We start from the raw sequence: 19,487 nt of genomic DNA, 5'->3' as shown, positions 1-19,487 counted from the left end.
CCCGTGGACATGCGCGAAACGTTCCTCCACGCCACCGCCGAGGTCCTCGACACCGATCCGAACGTCGCCGTCGTGCTCGCCGACATCTCCGCGGCGCAACTCGCCTTCGCCGCCCGGAAACATCCCGACCGGGTGCTCAACGTCGGCATCCGCGAACAGCTGATGATGAGCACCGCGGGCGGGCTGGCGCTGGCCGGGATGCGCCCGATCGTCCACACCTTCTCGTCCTTCCTCGTCGAGCGGGCGTTCGAACAGGTCAAACTGGACCTCGGGCATCAGGACGTCGGCGCCGTGCTGGTGTCCTCGGGCGCGTCCTACGACATGCCGACCGCCGGGCGGACGCATCAGGCGCCCGGCGACGTCGCCCTCATCGACACGCTGCCTGGCTGGACCGTGCACGTGCCGGGGCATCCCGAGGAAGCCCGGCGGCTGCTGCTCGAGTCCATCCCCGGCAACGGGCGGGTGTACCTGCGGCTTTCCGCGCAGGAGAACGAGAAACCGCATCTGGGCGCGGGCATGCGAACACTGAGGGAAGGCGGCCGGGGTGTGGTGGTGGCCGTCGGGCCGATGCTCGACAGGGCACTGGAAGCGACCGCCGATCTCGACCTGACCGTGCTCTACACCTCGACCGTCCGGCCGTTCGACGCCGCCGGGCTGCGCTCGGCCGTCGAGGCCACGGGGAGCACCGACATCGTGCTGATCGAGCCGTACCTCGCGGGGACATCGGCGCACGCGGTGTCGGACGCTTTGCCCGAAACGCCGCATCGGCTGCTCTCACTCGGCGTCCGGCGCGACGCGGAGGTGCGGATCTACGGCGAAATGGCCGATCACGACCTCGCGCACGGCCTCGATGCCGGCTCGATCACCTTGTCCGTCAAGGAATTCCTCCGCTAGCGTCAGCAGGATGACGAAGATCCGCGCGCTCGCGCTCGGGGTGATCCGCCGCGGCGAAGACCTTCTCGTGTTCGAAGGCCGCGACCACGCCAAAGGCGAGACCTACCACCGCCCGCTCGGCGGCGGGATCGAGTTCGGGGAGACCGCCGCCGAGGCGCTGCACCGCGAATTCCAGGAGGAACTCGCGGCGGAGCTGACCTCGGTCGAGCAGATCGCCGTGCTGGAGAACGTGCACGTCTACGAAGGCAGGCCAGGGCACGAGATCGTGTTCCTGTTCACCGCCGACCTGACGGACAAGGCGTTCTACGAGCGCGACGAAGTCGGCGTGGTGCTCGACGACGGCGCGCGCGTGCACTGGCTGCCGATGGCCGACGTGGCGAGCGGCAAGGCGATCCTGTACCCGGCCGGACTCGCGGAACTCCTCTGAACAGGCGCGGAGGTCAGCGGAAGGCGGCGAGCCCGGTGACCGACTGGCCGAGCGAGAGCGCGTGCATCTCTTCGGTGCCCTCGTAGGTCAGCACGGTTTCGAGGTTCGACATATGCCGCATCACCGGGTACTCCAGCGAGATCCCGTTGGCGCCAAGCATGGCGCGGGCGGTCCTCGCGACCTCCAAGGCGGAGCGGACGTTGGCGAGCTTGCCGAAGCTGACGTGGTTGTGGTGCAGCGTGCCGGCGTCCTTGAGCCGCCCGATCCGCAGCGCGACCAGTCCGGCGCGGTTGACCTCGACGACGAGGTCGGCGAGCTTGCGCTGGGTGAGCTGGAACCCGGCCAGCGGCTTGCCGAACTGTTCCCGGCTCAGCGTGTACTCCAGCGCGGATTCGTAGCAGGAACGAGCGGCGCCGACGACACCGAACAGGATCCCGTAGCGGGCTTCGTTCAGACAGGACAGCGGCCCGCGCAGCCCTCGGACCTCGGGGAACGCCGCCGACTCCGGCAGGCGGACGCCGTCGAGCACGAGCTCCGCGGTCAGCGAGGCCCGCAACGACAGCTTGTGCTTGACCTCGTTCGCGGTGAAGCCCGGCGTGTCCGTGGGGACGACGAAACCGCGCACGCCTTCGTCGGTCTGCGCCCAGACGGCCGCGACGTCGGCCACGGTCCCGTTGGTGATCCACATCTTCGTACCGCTCAGCACCCAGTCCGAGCCGTCGCGCACGGCGCGCGTCCGCATGCTGCCGGGGTCGCTGCCCGCGTCCGGCTCGGTCAGGCCGAAGCAGCCGAGCGCCTCGCCCGCGGCCATCCGCGGCAGCCATTCCCGCCTGTGCTCCTCGGTGCCCCATTTGTGGATCGCGTACATCGCCAGCGAACCCTGCACCGAGACGAAGCTGCGCAGCCCGGAGTCGACGGCCTCCAGTTCGCGGCAGGCGATGCCGTAGGCGACGGCGCTGGTCCCGGCGCAGCCGTAACCCTCCAGATGCATGCCGAGCAGCCCGAGCTGCCCGAATCCCTTGGCGAGGTCGGCGGCGGGCAGGGCGCCCGTCTCGTACCACTCGGCGACGTTCGGCAAGAGCTGGTCCTGCGCGTAGGCGCGCACGGCGTCACGCATGGCCCGGTCCTCGGCGGAGAGCTCGGCGTCGAGATCGAGGAAGTCGCGCGGATCCGGGCTGCTGCTCATGCGGTCACTCCTGGTCGGCTCGGTGGGGCGTCTTCTCAAAAAGAAAACCACACACCTGACCGGAGTCGAGTGTCAGCGATCCCGCCATCCGGTGGTCTTCGTCACCTGAACCGATGCGGTGACCGTCCGGGTGGGGGCGGAGCGCCGCTTCTGCGCCGGGATCAGCAGCTCCGCGAAGGTAGGAAAAGGCACACTTTCGATGTCTTCGCGCCAAGCGCGAAGCAGGCAGGTCAGGTCGTCGGCGTCCTGCATCGTTCCTCCATCCGTGCAGGGCGGTCCAGCGCCGACCCTTCACTCGGAGTCGCTATTACCCAGAAGAGTGAAGGTCGAAACGGGGAATCCGCGGAAAAACCGGTCCGCTAACCTGGACGGGTGGCTAATCCTCGCGTGGTGATCCTGGACTACGGGTCCGGCAACCTCCGGTCCGCCGAACGCGCTGTCCAGCGCGCCGGCGCCGACGTCGAGGTCACCGCCGACCCCCATGCCGCGCTCGAGGCCGACGGCCTGGTCGTTCCCGGTGTCGGCGCCTTCTCCGCCTGCATGGAGGGGCTTCGCTCGGTGTCGGGGGAGAAGATCATCGGCAAGCGCCTCGCCGGCGGCCGTCCGGTGCTGGGCATCTGCGTCGGCATGCAGATCCTGTTCGAACGCGGGGTCGAACACGGCGTCGAGGCCGAGGGTGCCGGTGAGTGGCCGGGCACGGTCGACAAACTGGAGGCCGACGTCCTGCCGCATATGGGCTGGAACACCGTCCGCGCCCCGGAGGACTCGCAACTGTTCGCCGGTCTCGACGCGGACACGCGCTTCTACTTCGTGCACTCCTACGCCGCGCGGACCTGGGAACTGGACTCCGGCCTCGCCGGGCAGCAACCCAAGGTGACCTGGGCGAACCACGGTCAGGACTTCGTCGCCGCGGTCGAGAACGGGCCGCTGTGGGCCACGCAGTTCCACCCGGAGAAGTCCGGGGACGCCGGGGCGCACCTGCTGCGCAACTGGCTGAACGCCCTCGCTTAGAGTGGGCGCGTGACTTTCACGCTCCTTCCCGCCGTTGATGTGGCCGATGGCCAGGCCGTGCGACTCGTCCAGGGCGAGGCCGGCACCGAAACCTCCTATGGCAGCCCGCTGGAGGCGGCGCTCGCCTGGCAGCGTGACGGTGCGGAGTGGATCCATCTGGTGGATCTCGACGCCGCCTTCGGCAAGGGCTCCAACCGTGAACTGCTCGCCGACGTCGTGGCGAAGCTGGACGTCCAGGTGGAGCTGTCCGGGGGCATCCGCGACGACGCCTCGCTGGAGGCCGCGCTGGCCACCGGCGCCCGCCGGGTCAACCTCGGCACCGCGGCGCTCGAGGACCCGGAGTGGACCGCGAAGGTCGTCTCCTCGTACGGCGACCGCGTCGCCATCGGGCTGGACGTGCGGATCACCGAGGCCGGGCACCGGCTGTCCGCCCGCGGCTGGACGCAGGACGGCGGCGACCTCTGGGAGGTCCTCGACCGGCTCGACCGCGACGGCGCGCAGCGCTACGTCGTCACCGACGTGAGCAAGGACGGCACCCTCCAGGGCCCGAACATCGACCTGCTCCGCGAAGTCGCCGCCCGCACCGACGCGCCGGTCATCGCCTCCGGCGGCGTGTCCAGTGTGGACGATCTCCGCGCGCTGGCCGCGCTGGCCCGCGACGGTGTCGAGGGCTCCATCGTCGGCAAGGCGCTCTACGCCGGCGCGTTCACGCTGCCCGAGGCGCTCGCCGCCGTCGCGGAGTTCTGAGCTTTACCTCCCGGGTAATCGACGCCACGCGCTCGTTCGGTCAGGATTCCTTCCAAGACACCAAACCTGGAGGAATCATGACCGCCTACGGACTCGCCCACCTGCGCCCCGCCGCCGTCCTGGCCGAAGAGGTCTTCGAGTACATGGAACGGATCCAGGCGACGCTCGATCCTTTCGGCGGCCGGTTCCTCGTGCACGGAGCCGAGGTGCAGGTCGTCGAGGGGGAGTGGCCCGGGGCGTTGGTGATGATCGAGTTCCCGAGCCTCGACGCCGCTCGGGAGTGGTACGACTCGCCCGCGTACCGGGAGATCCTGCACCTGCGCGCGGACCACATCCCCGGCGACCTGATCCTGGTGGAGGGGTGCGGACCGGACCACGACTCGGCGGCGATGGCGGCGGGACTGCGGGCGTTGCAGGCGCAGGCCTCGTGAGCCACAACGATGCCGCGTGAAGGCCCCCTTCCCTCGGCTCAGCCGAGGAAACTCGACCTTCACACCTTCCCCAAGTACGTGAAGGGCCCCTTTGAGGCGTTGAAGGTCTCAAAGGGGCCCTTCACGACACAAGAGCTCGACGCCAGGCCCATCGAAAGACCGAAGGAGCCGTCCTTAACCACTCACGAAACCGAGGTCATTCCGCCAGCTTGATCGCGATTCCCACGGTCCGGTCCTTCGGCCCCCGCAGCCTGCTGAAGAACATCGTCACCCGCCCGGTGATCCCGTACTTGCGTGCGATCACCTTGCGTACGCGTTCGGTTCCGCCGAGGTCCAGCAGCCGCGCCTCGCCCGGGACGATGTCGCCGTGGGTGTTGTTGCCGCGGAAGTCGCAGGCCTGGATCTCGACGCGGCCACTGTTGCGGATGCGCTTGACCTTGCCCGCTTTCCGCTCGGACCAGAGCACCAGTTCGCCGCTGTCGCCCGCCGCCCAGACCGGGGTCGGCACCGGGGTGCCGTTCTTGCGGAAGGTGGTCAGGACGACGTACTTCTCGGCGGCGATCCGCTCGAACTCCGATCCCATGAGGGAAGTCTAGGGCGTCCGGCGTCGCAACGTCGCCGCGCCGAGGACCAGCGCGGCCAGGGCGCACGCCCCGACGATGATCAGGTTCCGGATCAGCGTCGCGTCCACGGTGCCCGAGGTGGTGACCCGCGTCAGCGCTTCGACGGCGTACGAAAGCGGCATGACGTCCGAGAGCCAGTTCAGCAGCCAGCCCATCTGGCCGCGCGGCACGAACAGTCCGCACAGCAGGATCTGCGGCAGGACGAACAGCGGCATGAACTGCACCGCCTGGAATTCCGTCCGCGCGAACGCGCTCACGAACAGGCCGAGCGCCATCCCGAGGAGCGCGTCGAGGACGGCGATGAGCAGCAGCATCCCGATCGACCCCGCGATGTCGAGGCCCAGCCAGGCGAGCGAGATCCCGGCCGCGAGGCCGACTTGGACGATCGCGATCGAACCGAACGCGATCGCGTAGCCGAAAAGCAGGTCCAGCCTGCCGATCGGCAGAGTCATCAGCCGTTCCAGGGTGGCCGTGGTGCGCTCGCGCAGGGTGGTGATCGAGGTGATCAGGAACATGATCAGGAACGGGAAGACGCCGAGCAGCGCCGGGGCGACGCGACTGAACACCGCTTCGGAGTTGAAGACGAACCGAAGCAGCACCATCAGCAGCGACGGGACGACGATCAACATCGCGACGGTGCGCGGATCGTGCCGTAGCTGCAGGAGGATGCGGCGGGCCGTGGCGAGCGTCAGCGTGGGGCTCACGAGGTCATCTCCGTCTCCCGGACGAGCCGCAGGAACGCCTGCTCCAGATCGGTCGTCCTGGTGCGTTCGCGCAGGCCGGCCGGGGTGTCGTCGGCGAGGATCCGGCCTTCGCGCATGAGCAGCAGACGGTCGCATCGCGCCGCCTCGTCCATGACGTGGCTGGACACGAGCAGTGTCGCCCCGCCGTCGGCGAGACGGCGGAAGAGCGCCCAGAGTTCGTCGCGGAGCACGGGATCGAGGCCGACGGTGGGTTCGTCGAGGACGAGCAGTTCGGGTTTCCCGAGCAGTGCGACGGCGAGGTTGGCGCGGTTGTGCTGGCCGCCCGACAGTGAGCCGACCAGCTTGCCCGCGTGGTCGGCCAGTCCGACTTCGGCGATCACCCTGTCCACATCGGACATCGGCGCGCGAAGGACGGATGCGAAGTAGCGCAACGCTTCCGCGATGGTGAGGTCGGCGTAGATGGCCGGGTTCTGGGTGGCGTAGCCGATGAGCCGCCGTAGCGGCGGGCTGCCCGCGGGATGGCCGAGCACGGTGACCTCGCCGCCGTCGACGATCTGCACGCCGACGATCGAACGCATCAGCGTCGTCTTGCCGCAGCCGCTCGGCCCCAGTAAGCCGGTGATGCGGCCACGCGGCGTCTGGAACGCGATGTCCTTGACGACCTCGCGGCCGCCGCGGACGACCCTCAGTCCCGTCACGGAGATCGCTGAATTAGCCATGTGTTTAATTCTGCGCCCGTTGAGAAGCGCGAGTCAAGGGGCGCGTGTTTCAGGACTGCCTGACGGCGATGCCCGGGTAGTCGACGACGAGCAGGTGTTCGTCGTAGCGCAGTACGCAGGAGAAATCGAAAACCGGTGCCGTATAGGCGAATTCGCGGTCGGCGATCCGCTCGTAGCGCTGTTCGAGCCGTTCCACGGCGAGGTCGTCCGCCCGGACGTACACGGCGGGTGCCTCGGCGGCGGCGTGCGGCGCGAGGCCGAGCCGGTGCACCGGCAGCGTGTTCGTCATCGACGAGGACTCGAGGTCCACGTCGAAACAGCCGTCGAGACGTGGGTCCGGGACGCCGTCCACCCGCCATCGCCCGTCGCCGCCGGATTCGAGCACCGTGCGCCGGCTGCCGGTCGCCGACCGGCCCGAGATCTCGGCTCGCCGGGTGTGCCAAGCGGCGTCGACGGCGATCGAGTACTCGACGAACCAGGACTTCCCGTCCTCGACCGCCGTCGTCGCCCCGCCGATTCTCCAGCCGCCTTCGTGTCCCTGGAAGAACGAGACCTCGAAGCCGGTCCTCGAATCCCGGTGCAGCCAGCTCGCCGCCGCGGGAAGGCTCACGGCACCAGGACGAGCTTGCCCCGGACGTGCCCCGCTTCGCTCTCGTCCTGGGCCGCGGCCGCTTCGGCGAGCGGGTAGACCCTGGCGATCGGCAGGTCGAGCTTGCCTTCGGCGGCCAGCGCTGCCCCTTCGTCCAGCGCGCCGGGGACCTGCTCGGCAGGGGAACCGGAGGTGAAGCGGACGCCGTGGTCGGCCGCGTCCGGCGCGGCGATGGTGACGACGCGCTTCGGGCCGCCGGTCAGTTCGACGAGGGTGGCGAGCGAGCCGCGTCCGGAGGCGTCGAGGGACGCGTCGATGCCCTGTGGCGCGACGTCGCGTACGCGTTCTGCGAGCCCTTCGCCGTACTGCACCGGGACGGCGCCCAGCGAACGCAGGTAGTCGTGGTTCGCTTCGCTCGCGGTGCCGACGACAGTGAGCCCGCGCGCGACCGCGAGCTGGACGGCGATGGTGCCGACACCGCCCGCCGCGCCGTCGATGAGCAGCGTCTCGCCCTCCTGGAGATCCAGCAGGTTGAGGGCGCGATAAGCGGTGCCGACGACCACGGGCAACGCCGCGGCGAGTTCCCAGGACAGCGCCTCCGGCTTGCGGGTCAGGCCCGCCGGATCCGCGAGGACGTACTCCGCATACCCGCCGATACCCCTGCCGAGGACCTCGTCACCAGCCGCGAAATCGGAAACCCCCTCGCCGACCGCGTCGATCACGCCCGAGATGTCCCCGCCGGGGACGGCGGGGAACTTCGCGGGATACAGCTCGGCCATCAGCCCTGACCGGATCTTCCAGTCCATCGGGTTCACGCCCGCGGCCCGGACGGCGACCCTGACCTGGCCGGGGCCGGGTTCGGGAAGCTCACGTTCGAGGACGCGCAGGACCCCGGAGTCGCCGTATTCGGTGAACGCGATGGAGCGGTAGGTGTCCGTCATGCCGTCGACAACCGCCGCCCGCCCGTCACTATTCCGGCGGCTTCCCGAACCAGCTGTAGTCGCCGGGGATGATCTGCAGGCCCTCGGCGATGTCGGCCAGCGTGGCCCGGTCCCGTTTGCCCGACACGGTGAGCCAGCGCCCGCCTTCGACCTGGAGGGCAACCGTTTCGTCCAGTTGCTCGAGCCGCCCGTTCCGCGCGGGGAGGGCGAAACCGTCGAGGCCCCGGATCTTGAGCGGCACTGGCGCGGCGTCGCCCACGTCCGGTCGTTCGCCGCCGAGCCTCGCCGTGACGATCGCCGGAGCGGTGGGCTGCCCGGCACGGGTGGCTTCGAGTTCGGTGATGCCACCGTCGACCATCATGGGCAGGTTCACCCCGGACAGCTCCAGATCGGCGGGCAACCTGCCGAACCGCAGTTCGCCCGACACCCGGGCACGGCCGTCCCTGACCATCTCGTCCGCGATCCGCTGACCCACGCCGCGCGCGTCCCGCACATCGTGCAGGGTCAGGTTCAGCACGTACGCGTTGTCGGGTGACCAGGTCAGCATCGTCGCGTCGCCGTCGACCTCCGAGACCATGCCGACCCGGCCGTGCACGATGATCTGGTTCGGGGCGGGGGCGATCGTCCACGGCCCGCGCCGCTCGTCCAGCGGAGTGGTGGTCAGCTTGATCTGGCCTGCCTCGCCGCCGTTCCACATCCTGGTCTGAGGCGCGGGATAGGGCTTCGCGGAGCGGCTCATCTCCGTGAAACCGCCGGGCAGCCAACCCGGTCTGTACGGCAGCACCGACCAGTCCGCGTCGCGCGGCGAGGCGGGTGTGACCGCGGTGTAGGCCCGCAGGCTCAACGGCACGCCGAGCGCGATGATCGCGACCGCGGCCGCGACCAGTGCCAAGGCCATCTTCGGCCTGCTTCGCGGCCGTTGGGCCAGCACCTCGCGGATCTCGGCCCCGTCGGGCGCCCGCGCCGCCAGCTGTTCGAGGCTCTCCCGGACCAGATCTTCGGTGCGTTCTTCACTCAGTCGGGTCATTTGCGGGCTCCCGTGGGCTGAACGGACGAGGACGGACCGGTTTCCCGCAGTGTCGCGAGCGCGCGCGAAATCTGGCTGCGCACGGTCGACGTCGTGCAGCGGAGTACCGCGCCGATCTCCTCGTCGGAATAGTTCTCGTAGTAGCGGAGCACGATCGCGGCGCGTTGTTTGCGCGGGAGCTTCGCGAGCCTGTCCAGCATCGCGTCGCGTTCGTCGTACACGACGGCGTGATCGGAGACCGGCGGGCTGACGAGGTCGAGGACCTCGGGTGACGACGGCACCACCCGGCGGACCGCCAGCCGCCTCCGCCACGAGAGGTACTCGTTGGTCACCATCCGGCGGACGTACGTCGGCGGCGAGTCGATCTTCGGCCAGCGTTGCTGGGCGCGCAGCAGTACCTCCTGCACGATGTCCTGCGCCAGGTACGGATCGTCGGTCAGGACGGTCGCGTAGCGCAGGAGCCCGTCCAGGCGATCCGCGACGAACTCGTCGAAGGTCGCAGGCACGTGTCCCCCTCAGCCGGTGGTCTCCCTCTAGTGACGCGCGAGACCACCTGGCTGATGCATCGGGGGCCGAACTTTCTCGGCGCCGGGGGTCAGGTAGTACTGCGCGACCGGCGCCAGCATCGCGACGACCTCATCCTCCGACGCGGCGACCAGCGGCGGGAGCCCGATGACGTAACGCAGCAGCGCGAAGCCGATCATCTGCGAGGCAATCCCGGCGACCCGGACTTTCGGCACGCCGCGCGCCTCGGCGACCCGCGCGAGCACCGCCCGCTCCAGGAACTGCCGCATCATGGTCGCGACCTGTTCGTTGGTGGTCGCGGACCGGATCATCGCCAGGAACGGCGCGCGGCCCTCCGGCGCCTGCCAGAGGCCGAGGAACGCGCGGACGAGACGCTCACCGATCTCGTCTTCGGGGCCGTCGAGGATCCGGGGGACCAGTTCGCCGGGGTCGACCGGCAGGTTCATCGACGCGGCGAAGAGCCGTTGCTTGGTACCGAAGAAGTGGTGCAGCAGCGCCGCGTTGACCCCGGCGTCGGCCGCGATGCCGCGGACGGTCGCCCCGTCGTAGCCCAGTTCGGCGAACCTGCGCCGTGCCGCGTCGAGGATCTCCTCCCGCGTCTCGGTCTGTCCCGGCCGCCGCCCCGCTTGTGCCATCCCGCGAGCTTAGAACGGCTCTTGACTACGCTTGTCCCCATGTCAGTCGCAGTCAGGGTCATCCCGTGTCTCGACGTCGACGCGGGCCGTGTGGTGAAGGGCGTCAACTTCGCCGACCTGCGCGACGCCGGCGACCCCGTCGAACTCGCCCGTCTGTACGACGCCGAGGGCGCGGACGAGCTCACGTTCCTCGACGTCACGGCGTCCTCCGGGGACCGTGAGACCACCTTCGACGTCGTCCGCCGGACCGCGGAGCAGGTGTTCATCCCGCTCACCGTCGGTGGCGGCGTGCGCACGAACGACGACGTCAACCGGCTGCTGCGCACCGGCGCGGACAAGGTGAGCATCAACACCGCCGCCATCGCGCGGCCGGAGTTCCTGCGCGAGGCGTCCCGCCGGTTCGGCGCGCAGTGCGTCGTGCTGTCGGTGGACGCGCGCCGGGTGCCCGAGGGCACCGAGCCGACACCGTCCGGGTTCGAGGTGACCACGCACGGCGGGCGCCGCGGCACCGGGATCGACGCCGTCGAGTGGGCCGCGCGCGGGGAAGAACTGGGCGTCGGCGAGATCCTGCTCAACTCGATGGACGCCGACGGCACCAAGAACGGTTTCGATCTCGAACTCCTGCGCCAGGTGCGCCGCGCGGTCCGCGTCCCGGTGATCGCCAGCGGCGGCGCCGGCGCGCTCGAGCACTTCCTGCCCGCCGTCGAGGCCGGTGCGGACGCGGTGCTCGCGGCCAGCGTGTTCCACTTCGGACAGTTGAAGATCGGCGAGGTCAAGGGCGCGCTGCGCGCCGGGGGAGTCGTGGTCCGGTGATGCCGACCAAGTGGAAGGCCGCCACCGAGGTCAAGGTCGTCTGCGCGCTGCTGATCGGGCTCGCTCTCGCCTACCTCGCGATGGCCGGGATCCTCATGTTCGCGCCGTACTCGTCCGCGCGGACGTTCCTGCTGCCGGGGACGTCGCTGGTCCTCGGCGGGCTCGTCGTGGCGGGGCTCGTGCTGAGGATGTCTTCGGCGCGGTTCGCCGGTTTCGGCGTCAGCTTCCTGTTCGCGTTGCTGCACGCGCTTTCCATGCTGGCGGCGGAGCTCTCCTGGGTGAAGATAGTGTCCGGGATCCTCTTCGCCGGTTACGTCTACTCGGCGGTCCTGCTCAACTCGATGCCGGTGAAACGGCACCTTCTCGGAGCCACGAATGACGCTTGACCCCGCCCTCTCCGACCGCTTGAAGCGCAACGCCGACGGGCTGATCGCCGCCGTCGTCGTCGAACACTCCACATCGGACGTGCTGATGATGGCGTGGATGAACGACGAGGCGCTGGAACGCACTCTCACGACGCGGCGCGGAACCTACTACTCGCGCAGCCGCAACGAACTGTGGGCCAAGGGCGAGACCTCCGGCCACGTCCAGCACGTGCGCGAGGTGCGGATCGACTGCGACGGCGATACCGTCCTCCTGCGCGTCGACCAGACCGGCCCGGCCTGTCACACCGGCACGCACACCTGCTTCGACACCGACGAACGGCTGCTGCTGGCCGACGAGAGCGAGTAGCCCGTGAATGTCGTCGCCACCGTGCTGGTCGGCATCGTCGCCCTGATCCACCTGTACATCGTCGTGCTCGAGATGTTCCTGTGGACCACGCCGCGCGCCCGTGCGTCCTTCGGCACCACCGAGGAGTTCGCGAAGGAAAGCTCCGCGCTCGCGGCGAATCAGGGGCTGTACAACGGTTTCCTCGCCGCCGCGCTGATCTGGGGCCTGATCGCGACCGGCAGCACCGCCTGGCAGTTCAAGATCTTCGGCCTCGCCTGCGTGATCGTCGCCGGGCTCTACGGGACGGCGACGGCGAGCAAGAAGATCTTCTTCGTGCAGGTGGTCCCTGGCACGCTGGCGCTGATCGCGGTGCTGGCCGCGGGCTGACGGCTCAGGGGCGCCTGCTCACTTGCACGCTCGGCCGAGGTCCGCGGTTGCCTCGATGCGACAGTGAACTCGTTATCCGGGAAAGCCGCTGTTCCCGGCTATTCTCACCGGATGAAACCGGGGGCAGGGAAGAGAAGATCGGTCAAGGGCGACCGCCCGAGAAGACGCCCGCGCGTCGCCGGGCGGCCTCGGTCCACTTCGGACGATGATGTCGCCGAAGACTTCGCCGCGCCGACGATCCACGACGACGTGGCCGTCCCCCTGATCGGGAAACTGTCGCACTTCAAGGTGCGCGCGCTGGCGTTCACCGTGCTGTGGCTGGCTTTCTTCGTCGCCTGCCAGATGGGTACCGACCAGCAACGGCAGGAGTCCGTGAAACTGGCGAATACCGGCATCCACGTGAAGGGCACGGTACAAAAGGTCGAGGGGTACACCGAACCGGACAGCGTCAAGATCACGCTCACCTATCCCGCCGGTTCGGAGCCGCGCACGATCGCGATGCCTGTCTCGGCGAAGCACGGGTACAAGATCGGGGACAAGGTCTCATTGGCCTACGCGTCGGGGGATCCCAAGAAGGTCGTCGTGTTCGAAGGGCGGGTGGTCTTCAACAATCCGTTCGAGTTGCTGACGCCGCTGTCCTTCTCTGCCTTTTTGGGCATTCCGATTTGCCTGTACGCCGCCTGGCTCTGGCGAAGCCGGTACCGCTCGGCCTTGAAGACCGGCTTGCGCGAGGCCACGGCGACCGTGCGGCCCGGCTGGCTGTTCCCCAAGATCGACGTCTATCTCGAGCACGACTACAAGCTGCTCCAGACACGACGGTCCCTGCGGATCGCGCCCCGATTCACGGGGCTCGAGAAGGTGCCCGTCTTCATCGGCGGCGAGGAAACGGACATGATCGTGATCTTCCCGCGCGGACGATTCTTCAAGGACCGGCTCCACACCGTCCCCGCCAAGGAGATCGAGCCGGACACGGACTGATCGGTCCGCGAGTTCCGCCTCCGATCACGCGTGACTGGATGGCCGACACGCGTGATCCGGCGGCCGGCACGCGCTCGGACTGAGTCAGTCGATCTTCCCGGTCAGGTAGCGCTGCATCGTCGGCGCGATCGCGGTCACCAGCGGCTCGATCTCGCTCGAAGCCATCGGCTCGAACTTCGCGACGTACCGGACCATGCCCATGCCGACCAGCTGGGACGCGCACAGGGTCGTCCGCAGTTCGATGTCGCCCGAGCCGATGTCGCCGATCACCTTGGTGAAGAAGTTCTGGAAGAACCCGCGCAGCACCTGTGCCGCCTGCTCGTGTCCGGCGACGCTGCGGACGAGGGCCTGGAACACGTCGCCGCCCGCGCCGTCCCATCGGGTGAGGAAGGTCCGCACGATCCGCTGCCCGAACTCCTCGTCGGGGCCGTCGGTCAGTTCGGCGAGCAGTTCGCGCGGGTCGAAGGGGAGCTCCAGGATGGCTTGCCCGAAGAGGCCTTCCTTGCTGCCGAACCAGTGGTTGACCATCGCCGCGTCCACCCCGGCCCGGGTCGCGATCGCGCGTACGGTCGCGCCGTCGAAGCCGCTCTCCCCGAACACCACACGCGCCGCCTCGATCAGCGCGGTGCGGGTGTCCTGTCCGCCGGGCCGCCGTCCCCGGCGTCGAGCGGTAGTGTCTTCTCCAGCCATGGCGTCATCATGAACGGACCCGCCGCAAAATTCAACAATACTTGAATTTTGCCCCCGGTCCCGGACCCGCCGACCGTTGCAGCACAATGAGCGGCATGGTCAGCGCCGCAAACGCCAGCCCGTCGGGGCTCGGCTCGGTCAGCCCTTCGCGCGACGAGTTCCGCGCACTCGCCGAGGGCCGTCGCGTCATCCCCGTTGTCCGCCGCGTGCTCGCCGACGGTGAGACCCCCATCGGGGTCTACCGCAAGCTCGCCGCCGACCGGCCGGGGACGTTCCTCTTCGAATCGGCGGAGAACGGCGCTTCCTGGAGCCGATGGTCGTTCATCGGCGTCGACAGCCCCGCCGCGCTGACCGTGCGTGACGGCAAGGCGGTCTGGACGGGCACCCCGCCGGTCGGCCTGCCGACCGAAGGCGACCCGCTCACCGTGCTGCGCGAGACCGTCGCCGCGCTCCACACCGAGCAGCTGCCCGGGATGCCGCCGCTCACCGGCGGCATGGTCGGCTACATCGGCTATGACGCCGTCCGCTGGCTCGAACGGCTCCCCGAACTCGCCGAGCGCGACCTCGACATCCCCGAGCTCACCATGCTCCTGGCGACCGACCTGGCCGCCTTCGACCATCACGAGGGCACCGTCACGCTGATCGCCAACGCGGTCAACTGGGACGACTCGCCCGAGCGTGTCGACGCGGCGTACGACGACGCCGTCGCGCGTTTGAACGCGATGACCAAGCAGTTGCACGTCGCGGCCCCGGCCACAGCCGCCGTCTTCGACCGGCCCGCGCCCGAATTCACGCGCCGCCGCTCCAAGCCGGACTTCCACGCGGCCGTCGAGAAGGCCGTCGAGGCGATCAAGGCGGGCGAAGCGTTCCAAATCGTGCCGTCGCAACGATTCGAGATCGAGACCCAGGCCGACGCGCTCGACGTCTACCGCGTCCTGCGCACGTCCAATCCGAGCCCGTACATGTACCTGCTGCGCCTCGACGGGTTCGACATCGTCGGGTCCAGCCCGGAGTCGCTGGTCACCGTCCGGGACGGCCGGGCGACCACGCATCCGATCGCGGGCACCCGCTGGCGCGGCGCCGACCCGGAGGAGGACGCGCAGCTGGCCAAGGACCTGCTGGCGGACGAGAAGGAACGCGCCGAGCATCTGATGCTCGTCGACCTCGGCCGCAACGACCTCGGCAAGGTCTGCAAGCCCGGCACCGTGCGCGTCGTCGACTTCTTCGACGTCGAGCGCTACAGCCACGTCATGCACATCGTCTCCACGGTCACCGGCGAACTCCTCGACGACAAGACGGCCTTCGACGCGGTCACCGCCTGTTTCCCGGCAGGGACGCTCTCGGGCGCGCCGAAGGTCCGCGCGATGCAGCTGATCGAGGAGCTGGAGCCGACCCGCAGGGCGCTCTACGGCGGCGTCGTCGGGTATCTCGACTTCGCCGGGGATGCCGACACCGCGATCGCGATCCGTACCGCGCTGATGAAGGACGGCACCGCGTACGTCCAGGCGGGCGGGGGAGTCGTCGCCGATTCGGTGGCCGACTACGAGGACAACGAGTCGCTCAACAAGGCTCGCACCGTGCTCTCGGCCGTCGCGGCGGCGCAGACGATGATCGCCGCGGACGAACTCGACCCGGCGGGTGACAGCACTCGTGTCTGAGGCCCCGGAAGGCACCGTTCTGCCGTCGAAGAAGGCCAAGCGTCCACTGTGGATCGCCGTGGTGGGCCTGCTGCTGGGCGCGGTCGCGCTGTGGGGTTCTTCGCAGCTCGTGTGGTTCGCGGAGTTCCGCGACGGCGGCGTGCGCGGCACGGTGCTGTACACGGAAACCGGTTCACAACGTGCGGTCGCGCTGATTCCGCTCGCATTGCTGGCGCTCGCCGGCACGGCGGGGCTGATCGCCACCGGCGGCTGGCCACGCCGGGTGCTCGGAGTGGTACTCGCCGTGGCCGGTGTCGCCGCGGTGTGGATCGGCGTGGTGGGCGGTTCCTTCAGCGGATTCGCCGACGGCCTCCCGGTCGCCCAGCTGCTGGGAGCCCGCGGTCTCGCGATCCTGGGGGGAATTCTCGTGACGGCGGGCGGGTTGGCAGCCATCAAGGGCGCGGGCCGGATGCCTCGCCTCGGCGCGAAGTACTCGGCGCCGGGGGCGAAGAAGAAGGCCGCCAAGGATCCGGAGACCGAGCTGTGGGAGGCGCTGTCCGAAGGCGAAGATCCCACCGCGACCCGGTGATGGCCGCGGAAAACGCGAGTTTTCGAGATCTACGCCGCGAAAGATGACACGGTTGGCATTCGGAGCAACGGACATACCCGGAACCAGGCCGTATCCGTGCGGGGGTTAGCATCGTTTCGGCGGGAAGGGGAAGGTTTTTGTGAGCGACCTTGCGAAGGAATCCGTGAGTACGACGGCCGGTGAGGGACTCCGGTGAGCGTGCTCGAAGACATCGTCGCCGGCGTCCGTGCCGATCTCGCCGAGCGCGAGGCGGTTCTGCCGTTCGACGAACTGAAGAAGCGCGCGACCCAGGTCGCGCCCCCACGTGACGTGCTCGCGGCCCTGCGCGAGTCCGGTATCGGCGTCATCGCCGAGGTGAAGCGGCGCAGCCCGTCCAAGGGCGATCTGGCCGAGATCCCGGATCCGGCCGCGCTGGCGAAGGACTACGCCGACGGCGGCGCCCGGGTGATCAGCGTGCTGACCGAGCAGCGGCGGTTCGGCGGTTCGCTCGCCGACCTCGACGCGGTCCGCGCGGCGGTGGACATCCCGGTGCTGCGCAAGGACTTCATCGTCAGCCCGTACCAGGTCCACGAGGCGCGGCTGCACGGCGCGGACATGGTCCTGCTGATCGTGGCGGCGCTGGAGCAGAACGCCTTGATCGCGTTGCTGGACCGGGTGGAATCCCTCGGGATGACCGCGCTGGTCGAGATCCACAACGCCGAAGAGGCCGACAAGGCCCTCGAAGCCGGCGCGAAGGTGATCGGCGTCAACGCCCGCAACCTGCACACCCTCGAGGTCGATCGTGACGTCTTCTCGCGGCTGGCCCCCGGCCTGCCGATGGACGTCTTCAAGATCGCCGAGTCGGGTGTCCGCGGTCCCGGTGACCTGATGTCCTACGCGGGTCACGGCGCCGACGCCGTCCTCGTGGGCGAAGGGCTCGTCGCTTCGGGCGACCCGAAGGGCGCGCTGGTCAAGCTCGTCACCGCCGGATCGCACCCTGCCTGCCCGAGGCCTTCTCGATGACCACTGAGTACCACGAAGAACCCCACGGCAAGCACGATCCGGACGACCGGGGCTACTACGGCCCGTACGGCGGCCGGTTCATGCCAGAGGCTCTCATCGGCGTCGTCGACGAGGTCGCTGCCGAGTACGACAAGGCGCGGAACGACCCGGACTTCGTCAACGAGTTCCGGCGTCTGCTGCGTGATTACGCCGGTCGTCCGTCGCTGCTCACCGAGGCCAAGCGCTTCGGTGAGCACGCCGGCGGCGCCCGGATCTTCCTCAAGCGCGAGGATCTGAACCACACCGGTTCGCACAAGATCAACAACGTGCTCGGCCAGGCGCTGCTCACCAAGCGGATGGGCAAGAAGCGGGTCATCGCCGAGACCGGGGCCGGTCAGCACGGCGTGGCCACCGCCACCGCCTGCGCGCTGCTGGACCTGGAATGCATCGTCTACATGGGCGAGGTCGACACCGAGCGGCAGGCGCTGAACGTCGCCCGCATGAAGCTGCTCGGCGCCGAGGTCATCCCGGTGAAGACCGGTTCGCGCACGCTCAAGGACGCGATCAACGAGGCGCTGCGCGACTGGGTCGCCAACGCCGACACCACGCATTACCTGTTCGGCACTGCGGCGGGCCCGTACCCGTTCCCGATGATGGTGCGGAACTTCCACAAGATCATCGGCGAGGAGGCCCGCGTCCAGATCCTGGAGCAGGCCGGACGCCTGCCGGACGCCGTCGCGGCCTGCGTCGGCGGCGGATCCAACGCGATCGGCATCTTCCACGGCTTCATCGACGACCCGGCAGTCCGGCTCGTCGGCCTCGAGCCCGGCGGTGAGGGCATCGAGGGCAACCGCCACGGCGCCACCCTGACCAAGGGCACACCGGGCAGCCTGCACGGCGCGATGACGTACCTGCTGCAGGACGAAGACGGCCAGACCGTCGAGTCGCACTCGATCTCCGCGGGCCTCGACTACCCGGGCGTCGGCCCGGAGCACTCGTGGCTCAAGGACAGCGGCCGCGCCGAGTACCGGCCGGTGACCGACGCCGAGGCGATGGACGCCTTCAAGCTGCTTTCGCGCACCGAGGGCATCATCCCGGCGATCGAGTCGGCGCACGCGCTGGCGGGTGCGCTGGTGCTCGGCCGCGAACTCGGCCCCGAGGGCTTGATCATCGTGAACCTGTCCGGTCGTGGCGACAAGGACATGGACACGGCCGCGAAGTACTTCGGCCTGGTGGAGAACGCATGAGCGGGTTGTCCGAACTCTTCGCGGCGACGCGCGCGGAGGGGCGTGGAGCGCTGATCGGGTACCTCCCGGCGGGCTTCCCGACGGTCGACGGGTCGAAGGACCTGCTGGCCGCGGTGGTCGACGGCGGTGCCGACCTGGTCGAGGTGGGCGTGCCCTACTCGGACCCGGTCATGGACGGCCCGACCATCCAGGCCGCGTCGGTGAGCGCCCTTTCCGGCGGCTTCAAGCTCAAGCACCTGTTCGAGGTCGTCGAGTCGGTGTCGTCGCGCGGCGGCAAGGCCGTCGTGATGACGTACTGGAACCCGGTGCACCGCTACGGCGTCGACCGCTTCGCGCGGGACCTCGCCGCCGCGGGCGGGCTCGGCATGATCACCCCGGACCTGATCCCGGACGAGGCCGACGAGTGGATGGCCGCCTCCGAGCAGCATGGGCTGGACCGCATCTTCCTGGTCGCGCCGTCCTCCTCGGAGGAGCGGATCGCGAAGACCGTCGAGGCCGCTTCGGGCTTCGTGTACGCCACCGCGGTGATGGGCGTGACAGGCGCCCGTGACCAGGTCGGCGTGCACGCCGAGGACCTGGTCGCGCGGACTCGCGCGCATACGGACCTGCCGATCGGTGTCGGGCTCGGCGTCCGTTCCGGCGAGCAGGCGGCGCAGGTCGCCGGTTTCGCCGACGGTGTCATCGTCGGCTCGGCGCTGGTGACCGCCGCCGCGAGCGGACTGGACGCGGTTCGCGAGCTTTCGGCCGAACTGGCCGCGGGTGTACGGAAGACCGTCACCCCCGCTTAAGTCCTCACGGTCGTCGTGAGCGGCGATTCGGGTTCTCTTGAGGGGTGAGGCAAAGGTGCCGGGTCGCGGGGATTCGCTCGCGGCCGTGGGGCACCCAGGTGTCGCGAATGCCACTTTCGGGACCGCAGGCGTCGCGAAGGCCCCCTTCGCTGCCGCGCCCGACGTTGCGAAAGCCACTTTCGCAACGTTCAACGTTGCGAAAGTGGC

General features: G+C 69.3%; 26 protein-coding genes. 15 read left to right on the top strand and 11 right to left on the bottom strand.

Going from position 1 to position 19,487, the window contains the following annotated elements; translation table 11 throughout:
• The first annotated feature begins 3 nt into the window (after positions 1 to 3).
• Entirely contained in the window at positions 4 to 894 is an 891-nt protein-coding gene (locus DL991_RS40575) for a transketolase family protein (RefSeq protein WP_125789649.1), read from the top strand.
• Positions 895 to 904: 10 nt separating this feature from the next.
• Entirely contained in the window at positions 905 to 1,321 is a 417-nt protein-coding gene (locus DL991_RS40570; protein ID WP_125789648.1) for an NUDIX hydrolase, read from the top strand.
• A 13-nt stretch (positions 1,322 to 1,334) separates the two neighbouring features.
• Here DL991_RS40570 and DL991_RS40565 read toward each other — a convergent pair whose 3' ends face one another.
• Complete coding sequence (locus DL991_RS40565; protein WP_125789647.1) at positions 1,335 to 2,507, bottom strand: acyl-CoA dehydrogenase family protein; 1,173 nt, start codon at positions 2,505 to 2,507, stop codon at positions 1,335 to 1,337.
• A 72-nt stretch (positions 2,508 to 2,579) separates the two neighbouring features.
• A complete protein-coding gene (locus DL991_RS40560; protein ID WP_125789646.1) occupies positions 2,580 to 2,759 on the bottom strand; it encodes a hypothetical protein in 180 nt (59 codons plus the stop codon).
• A gap of 135 nt (positions 2,760 to 2,894) precedes the next feature.
• On the opposite strand from DL991_RS40560, the gene hisH reads away from it, so the two are divergent.
• From hisH to DL991_RS40545, 3 genes are all read left to right on the top strand, one after another.
• Positions 2,895 to 3,518: an imidazole glycerol phosphate synthase subunit HisH gene (gene hisH / locus DL991_RS40555; RefSeq protein ID WP_125789679.1), complete on the top strand. Its 624-nt coding sequence runs from the start codon at positions 2,895 to 2,897 to the stop codon at positions 3,516 to 3,518.
• 9 nt (positions 3,519 to 3,527) lie between these two features.
• On the top strand, positions 3,528 to 4,265 hold the full coding sequence (priA, locus tag DL991_RS40550) for a bifunctional 1-(5-phosphoribosyl)-5-((5-phosphoribosylamino)methylideneamino)imidazole-4-carboxamide isomerase/phosphoribosylanthranilate isomerase PriA (protein ID WP_007029948.1): 738 nt from the start codon (positions 3,528 to 3,530) through the stop codon (positions 4,263 to 4,265).
• A 77-nt stretch (positions 4,266 to 4,342) separates the two neighbouring features.
• Complete coding sequence (locus tag DL991_RS40545) at positions 4,343 to 4,696, top strand: DUF1330 domain-containing protein (protein WP_125789645.1); 354 nt, start codon at positions 4,343 to 4,345, stop codon at positions 4,694 to 4,696.
• Positions 4,697 to 4,892: 196 nt separating this feature from the next.
• Here the strand turns inward: DL991_RS40545 and DL991_RS40540 are convergent, their stop codons facing one another.
• From DL991_RS40540 to DL991_RS40505, 8 genes are read right to left on the bottom strand one after another with little or no spacing between them, the layout of a single operon-like run.
• Positions 4,893 to 5,279, bottom strand: a complete 387-nt coding sequence (locus DL991_RS40540) for a PPOX class F420-dependent oxidoreductase (RefSeq protein WP_125789644.1) — start codon at positions 5,277 to 5,279, stop codon at positions 4,893 to 4,895.
• A gap of 9 nt (positions 5,280 to 5,288) precedes the next feature.
• Positions 5,289 to 6,023: an ABC transporter permease gene (locus DL991_RS40535; protein ID WP_125789643.1), complete on the bottom strand. Its 735-nt coding sequence runs from the start codon at positions 6,021 to 6,023 to the stop codon at positions 5,289 to 5,291.
• Positions 6,020 to 6,742 carry an ABC transporter ATP-binding protein gene (locus DL991_RS40530; protein ID WP_125789642.1) on the bottom strand — a complete coding sequence of 241 codons (723 nt, stop codon included), beginning with the start codon at positions 6,740 to 6,742 and terminating at the stop codon, positions 6,020 to 6,022. The genes DL991_RS40535 and DL991_RS40530 overlap by 4 nt, the downstream gene beginning before the upstream one ends.
• Before the next feature lie 49 nt (positions 6,743 to 6,791).
• Entirely contained in the window at positions 6,792 to 7,352 is a 561-nt protein-coding gene (locus DL991_RS40525) for a putative glycolipid-binding domain-containing protein (RefSeq protein ID WP_125789641.1), read from the bottom strand.
• Positions 7,349 to 8,272 carry an NADP-dependent oxidoreductase gene (locus tag DL991_RS40520; RefSeq protein WP_125789640.1) on the bottom strand — a complete coding sequence of 308 codons (924 nt, stop codon included), beginning with the start codon at positions 8,270 to 8,272 and terminating at the stop codon, positions 7,349 to 7,351. The genes DL991_RS40525 and DL991_RS40520 overlap by 4 nt, the downstream gene beginning before the upstream one ends.
• A gap of 28 nt (positions 8,273 to 8,300) precedes the next feature.
• The gene (locus DL991_RS40515) at positions 8,301 to 9,299 is read right to left on the bottom strand and encodes a hypothetical protein (protein ID WP_125789639.1); all 999 of its coding nucleotides are present in this window, start codon (positions 9,297 to 9,299) and stop codon (positions 8,301 to 8,303) included.
• Positions 9,296 to 9,805, bottom strand: a complete 510-nt coding sequence (locus DL991_RS40510; RefSeq protein ID WP_125789638.1) for an RNA polymerase sigma factor — start codon at positions 9,803 to 9,805, stop codon at positions 9,296 to 9,298. The genes DL991_RS40515 and DL991_RS40510 overlap by 4 nt, the downstream gene beginning before the upstream one ends.
• Positions 9,806 to 9,832: 27 nt before the next feature.
• On the bottom strand, positions 9,833 to 10,459 hold the full coding sequence (locus tag DL991_RS40505; RefSeq protein ID WP_125789637.1) for a TetR family transcriptional regulator: 627 nt from the start codon (positions 10,457 to 10,459) through the stop codon (positions 9,833 to 9,835).
• Positions 10,460 to 10,498: 39 nt separating this feature from the next.
• Between DL991_RS40505 and hisF the strand changes: the two genes are divergently transcribed.
• From hisF to DL991_RS40480, 5 genes are all read left to right on the top strand, one after another.
• Entirely contained in the window at positions 10,499 to 11,272 is a 774-nt protein-coding gene (gene hisF / locus DL991_RS40500) for an imidazole glycerol phosphate synthase subunit HisF (protein WP_125789636.1), read from the top strand.
• Positions 11,269 to 11,658, top strand: a complete 390-nt coding sequence (locus DL991_RS40495) for a hypothetical protein (RefSeq protein WP_125789635.1) — start codon at positions 11,269 to 11,271, stop codon at positions 11,656 to 11,658. The genes hisF and DL991_RS40495 overlap by 4 nt, the downstream gene beginning before the upstream one ends.
• Positions 11,648 to 12,004, top strand: a complete 357-nt coding sequence (hisI, locus tag DL991_RS40490; protein WP_125789634.1) for a phosphoribosyl-AMP cyclohydrolase — start codon at positions 11,648 to 11,650, stop codon at positions 12,002 to 12,004. The genes DL991_RS40495 and hisI overlap by 11 nt, the downstream gene beginning before the upstream one ends.
• A 3-nt stretch (positions 12,005 to 12,007) precedes the next feature.
• Positions 12,008 to 12,370, top strand: coding sequence for a DUF1304 domain-containing protein (locus tag DL991_RS40485; protein WP_125789633.1), 363 nt, complete (start codon positions 12,008 to 12,010; stop codon positions 12,368 to 12,370).
• A 111-nt stretch (positions 12,371 to 12,481) separates the two neighbouring features.
• Positions 12,482 to 13,348: a hypothetical protein gene (locus DL991_RS40480; protein ID WP_125789632.1), complete on the top strand. Its 867-nt coding sequence runs from the start codon at positions 12,482 to 12,484 to the stop codon at positions 13,346 to 13,348.
• Positions 13,349 to 13,432: 84 nt separating this feature from the next.
• Here DL991_RS40480 and DL991_RS40475 read toward each other — a convergent pair whose 3' ends face one another.
• The gene (locus DL991_RS40475; protein WP_125789631.1) at positions 13,433 to 14,038 is read right to left on the bottom strand and encodes a TetR family transcriptional regulator; all 606 of its coding nucleotides are present in this window, start codon (positions 14,036 to 14,038) and stop codon (positions 13,433 to 13,435) included.
• Between the two features lie 95 nt (positions 14,039 to 14,133).
• Between DL991_RS40475 and DL991_RS40470 the strand changes: the two genes are divergently transcribed.
• The 5 genes from DL991_RS40470 (at position 14,134) to trpA (ending at position 19,280) form a co-directional block, all read left to right on the top strand.
• Positions 14,134 to 15,696, top strand: a complete 1,563-nt coding sequence (locus tag DL991_RS40470; protein WP_125789630.1) for an anthranilate synthase component I — start codon at positions 14,134 to 14,136, stop codon at positions 15,694 to 15,696.
• Entirely contained in the window at positions 15,689 to 16,264 is a 576-nt protein-coding gene (locus DL991_RS40465) for a Trp biosynthesis-associated membrane protein (RefSeq protein WP_125789629.1), read from the top strand. Before DL991_RS40470 ends, DL991_RS40465 begins: the two co-directional genes overlap by 8 nt.
• Before the next feature lie 192 nt (positions 16,265 to 16,456).
• Positions 16,457 to 17,266, top strand: a complete 810-nt coding sequence (gene trpC / locus DL991_RS40460; RefSeq protein ID WP_020630310.1) for an indole-3-glycerol phosphate synthase TrpC — start codon at positions 16,457 to 16,459, stop codon at positions 17,264 to 17,266.
• Entirely contained in the window at positions 17,263 to 18,492 is a 1,230-nt protein-coding gene (gene trpB / locus DL991_RS40455) for a tryptophan synthase subunit beta (protein WP_125789628.1), read from the top strand. The genes trpC and trpB overlap by 4 nt, the downstream gene beginning before the upstream one ends.
• Positions 18,489 to 19,280: a tryptophan synthase subunit alpha gene (trpA, locus tag DL991_RS40450; RefSeq protein ID WP_125789627.1), complete on the top strand. Its 792-nt coding sequence runs from the start codon at positions 18,489 to 18,491 to the stop codon at positions 19,278 to 19,280. The genes trpB and trpA overlap by 4 nt, the downstream gene beginning before the upstream one ends.
• Positions 19,281 to 19,487: the final 207 nt, after the last annotated feature.

Origin of the sequence: Amycolatopsis sp. WAC 01375, assembly GCF_003947325.1 — a bacterium.
GTDB lineage: Bacteria > Actinomycetota > Actinomycetes > Mycobacteriales > Pseudonocardiaceae > Amycolatopsis.
Note: the sequence above shows the minus strand (reverse complement) of the source record. Positions and strands in the feature narration are given on the sequence as shown.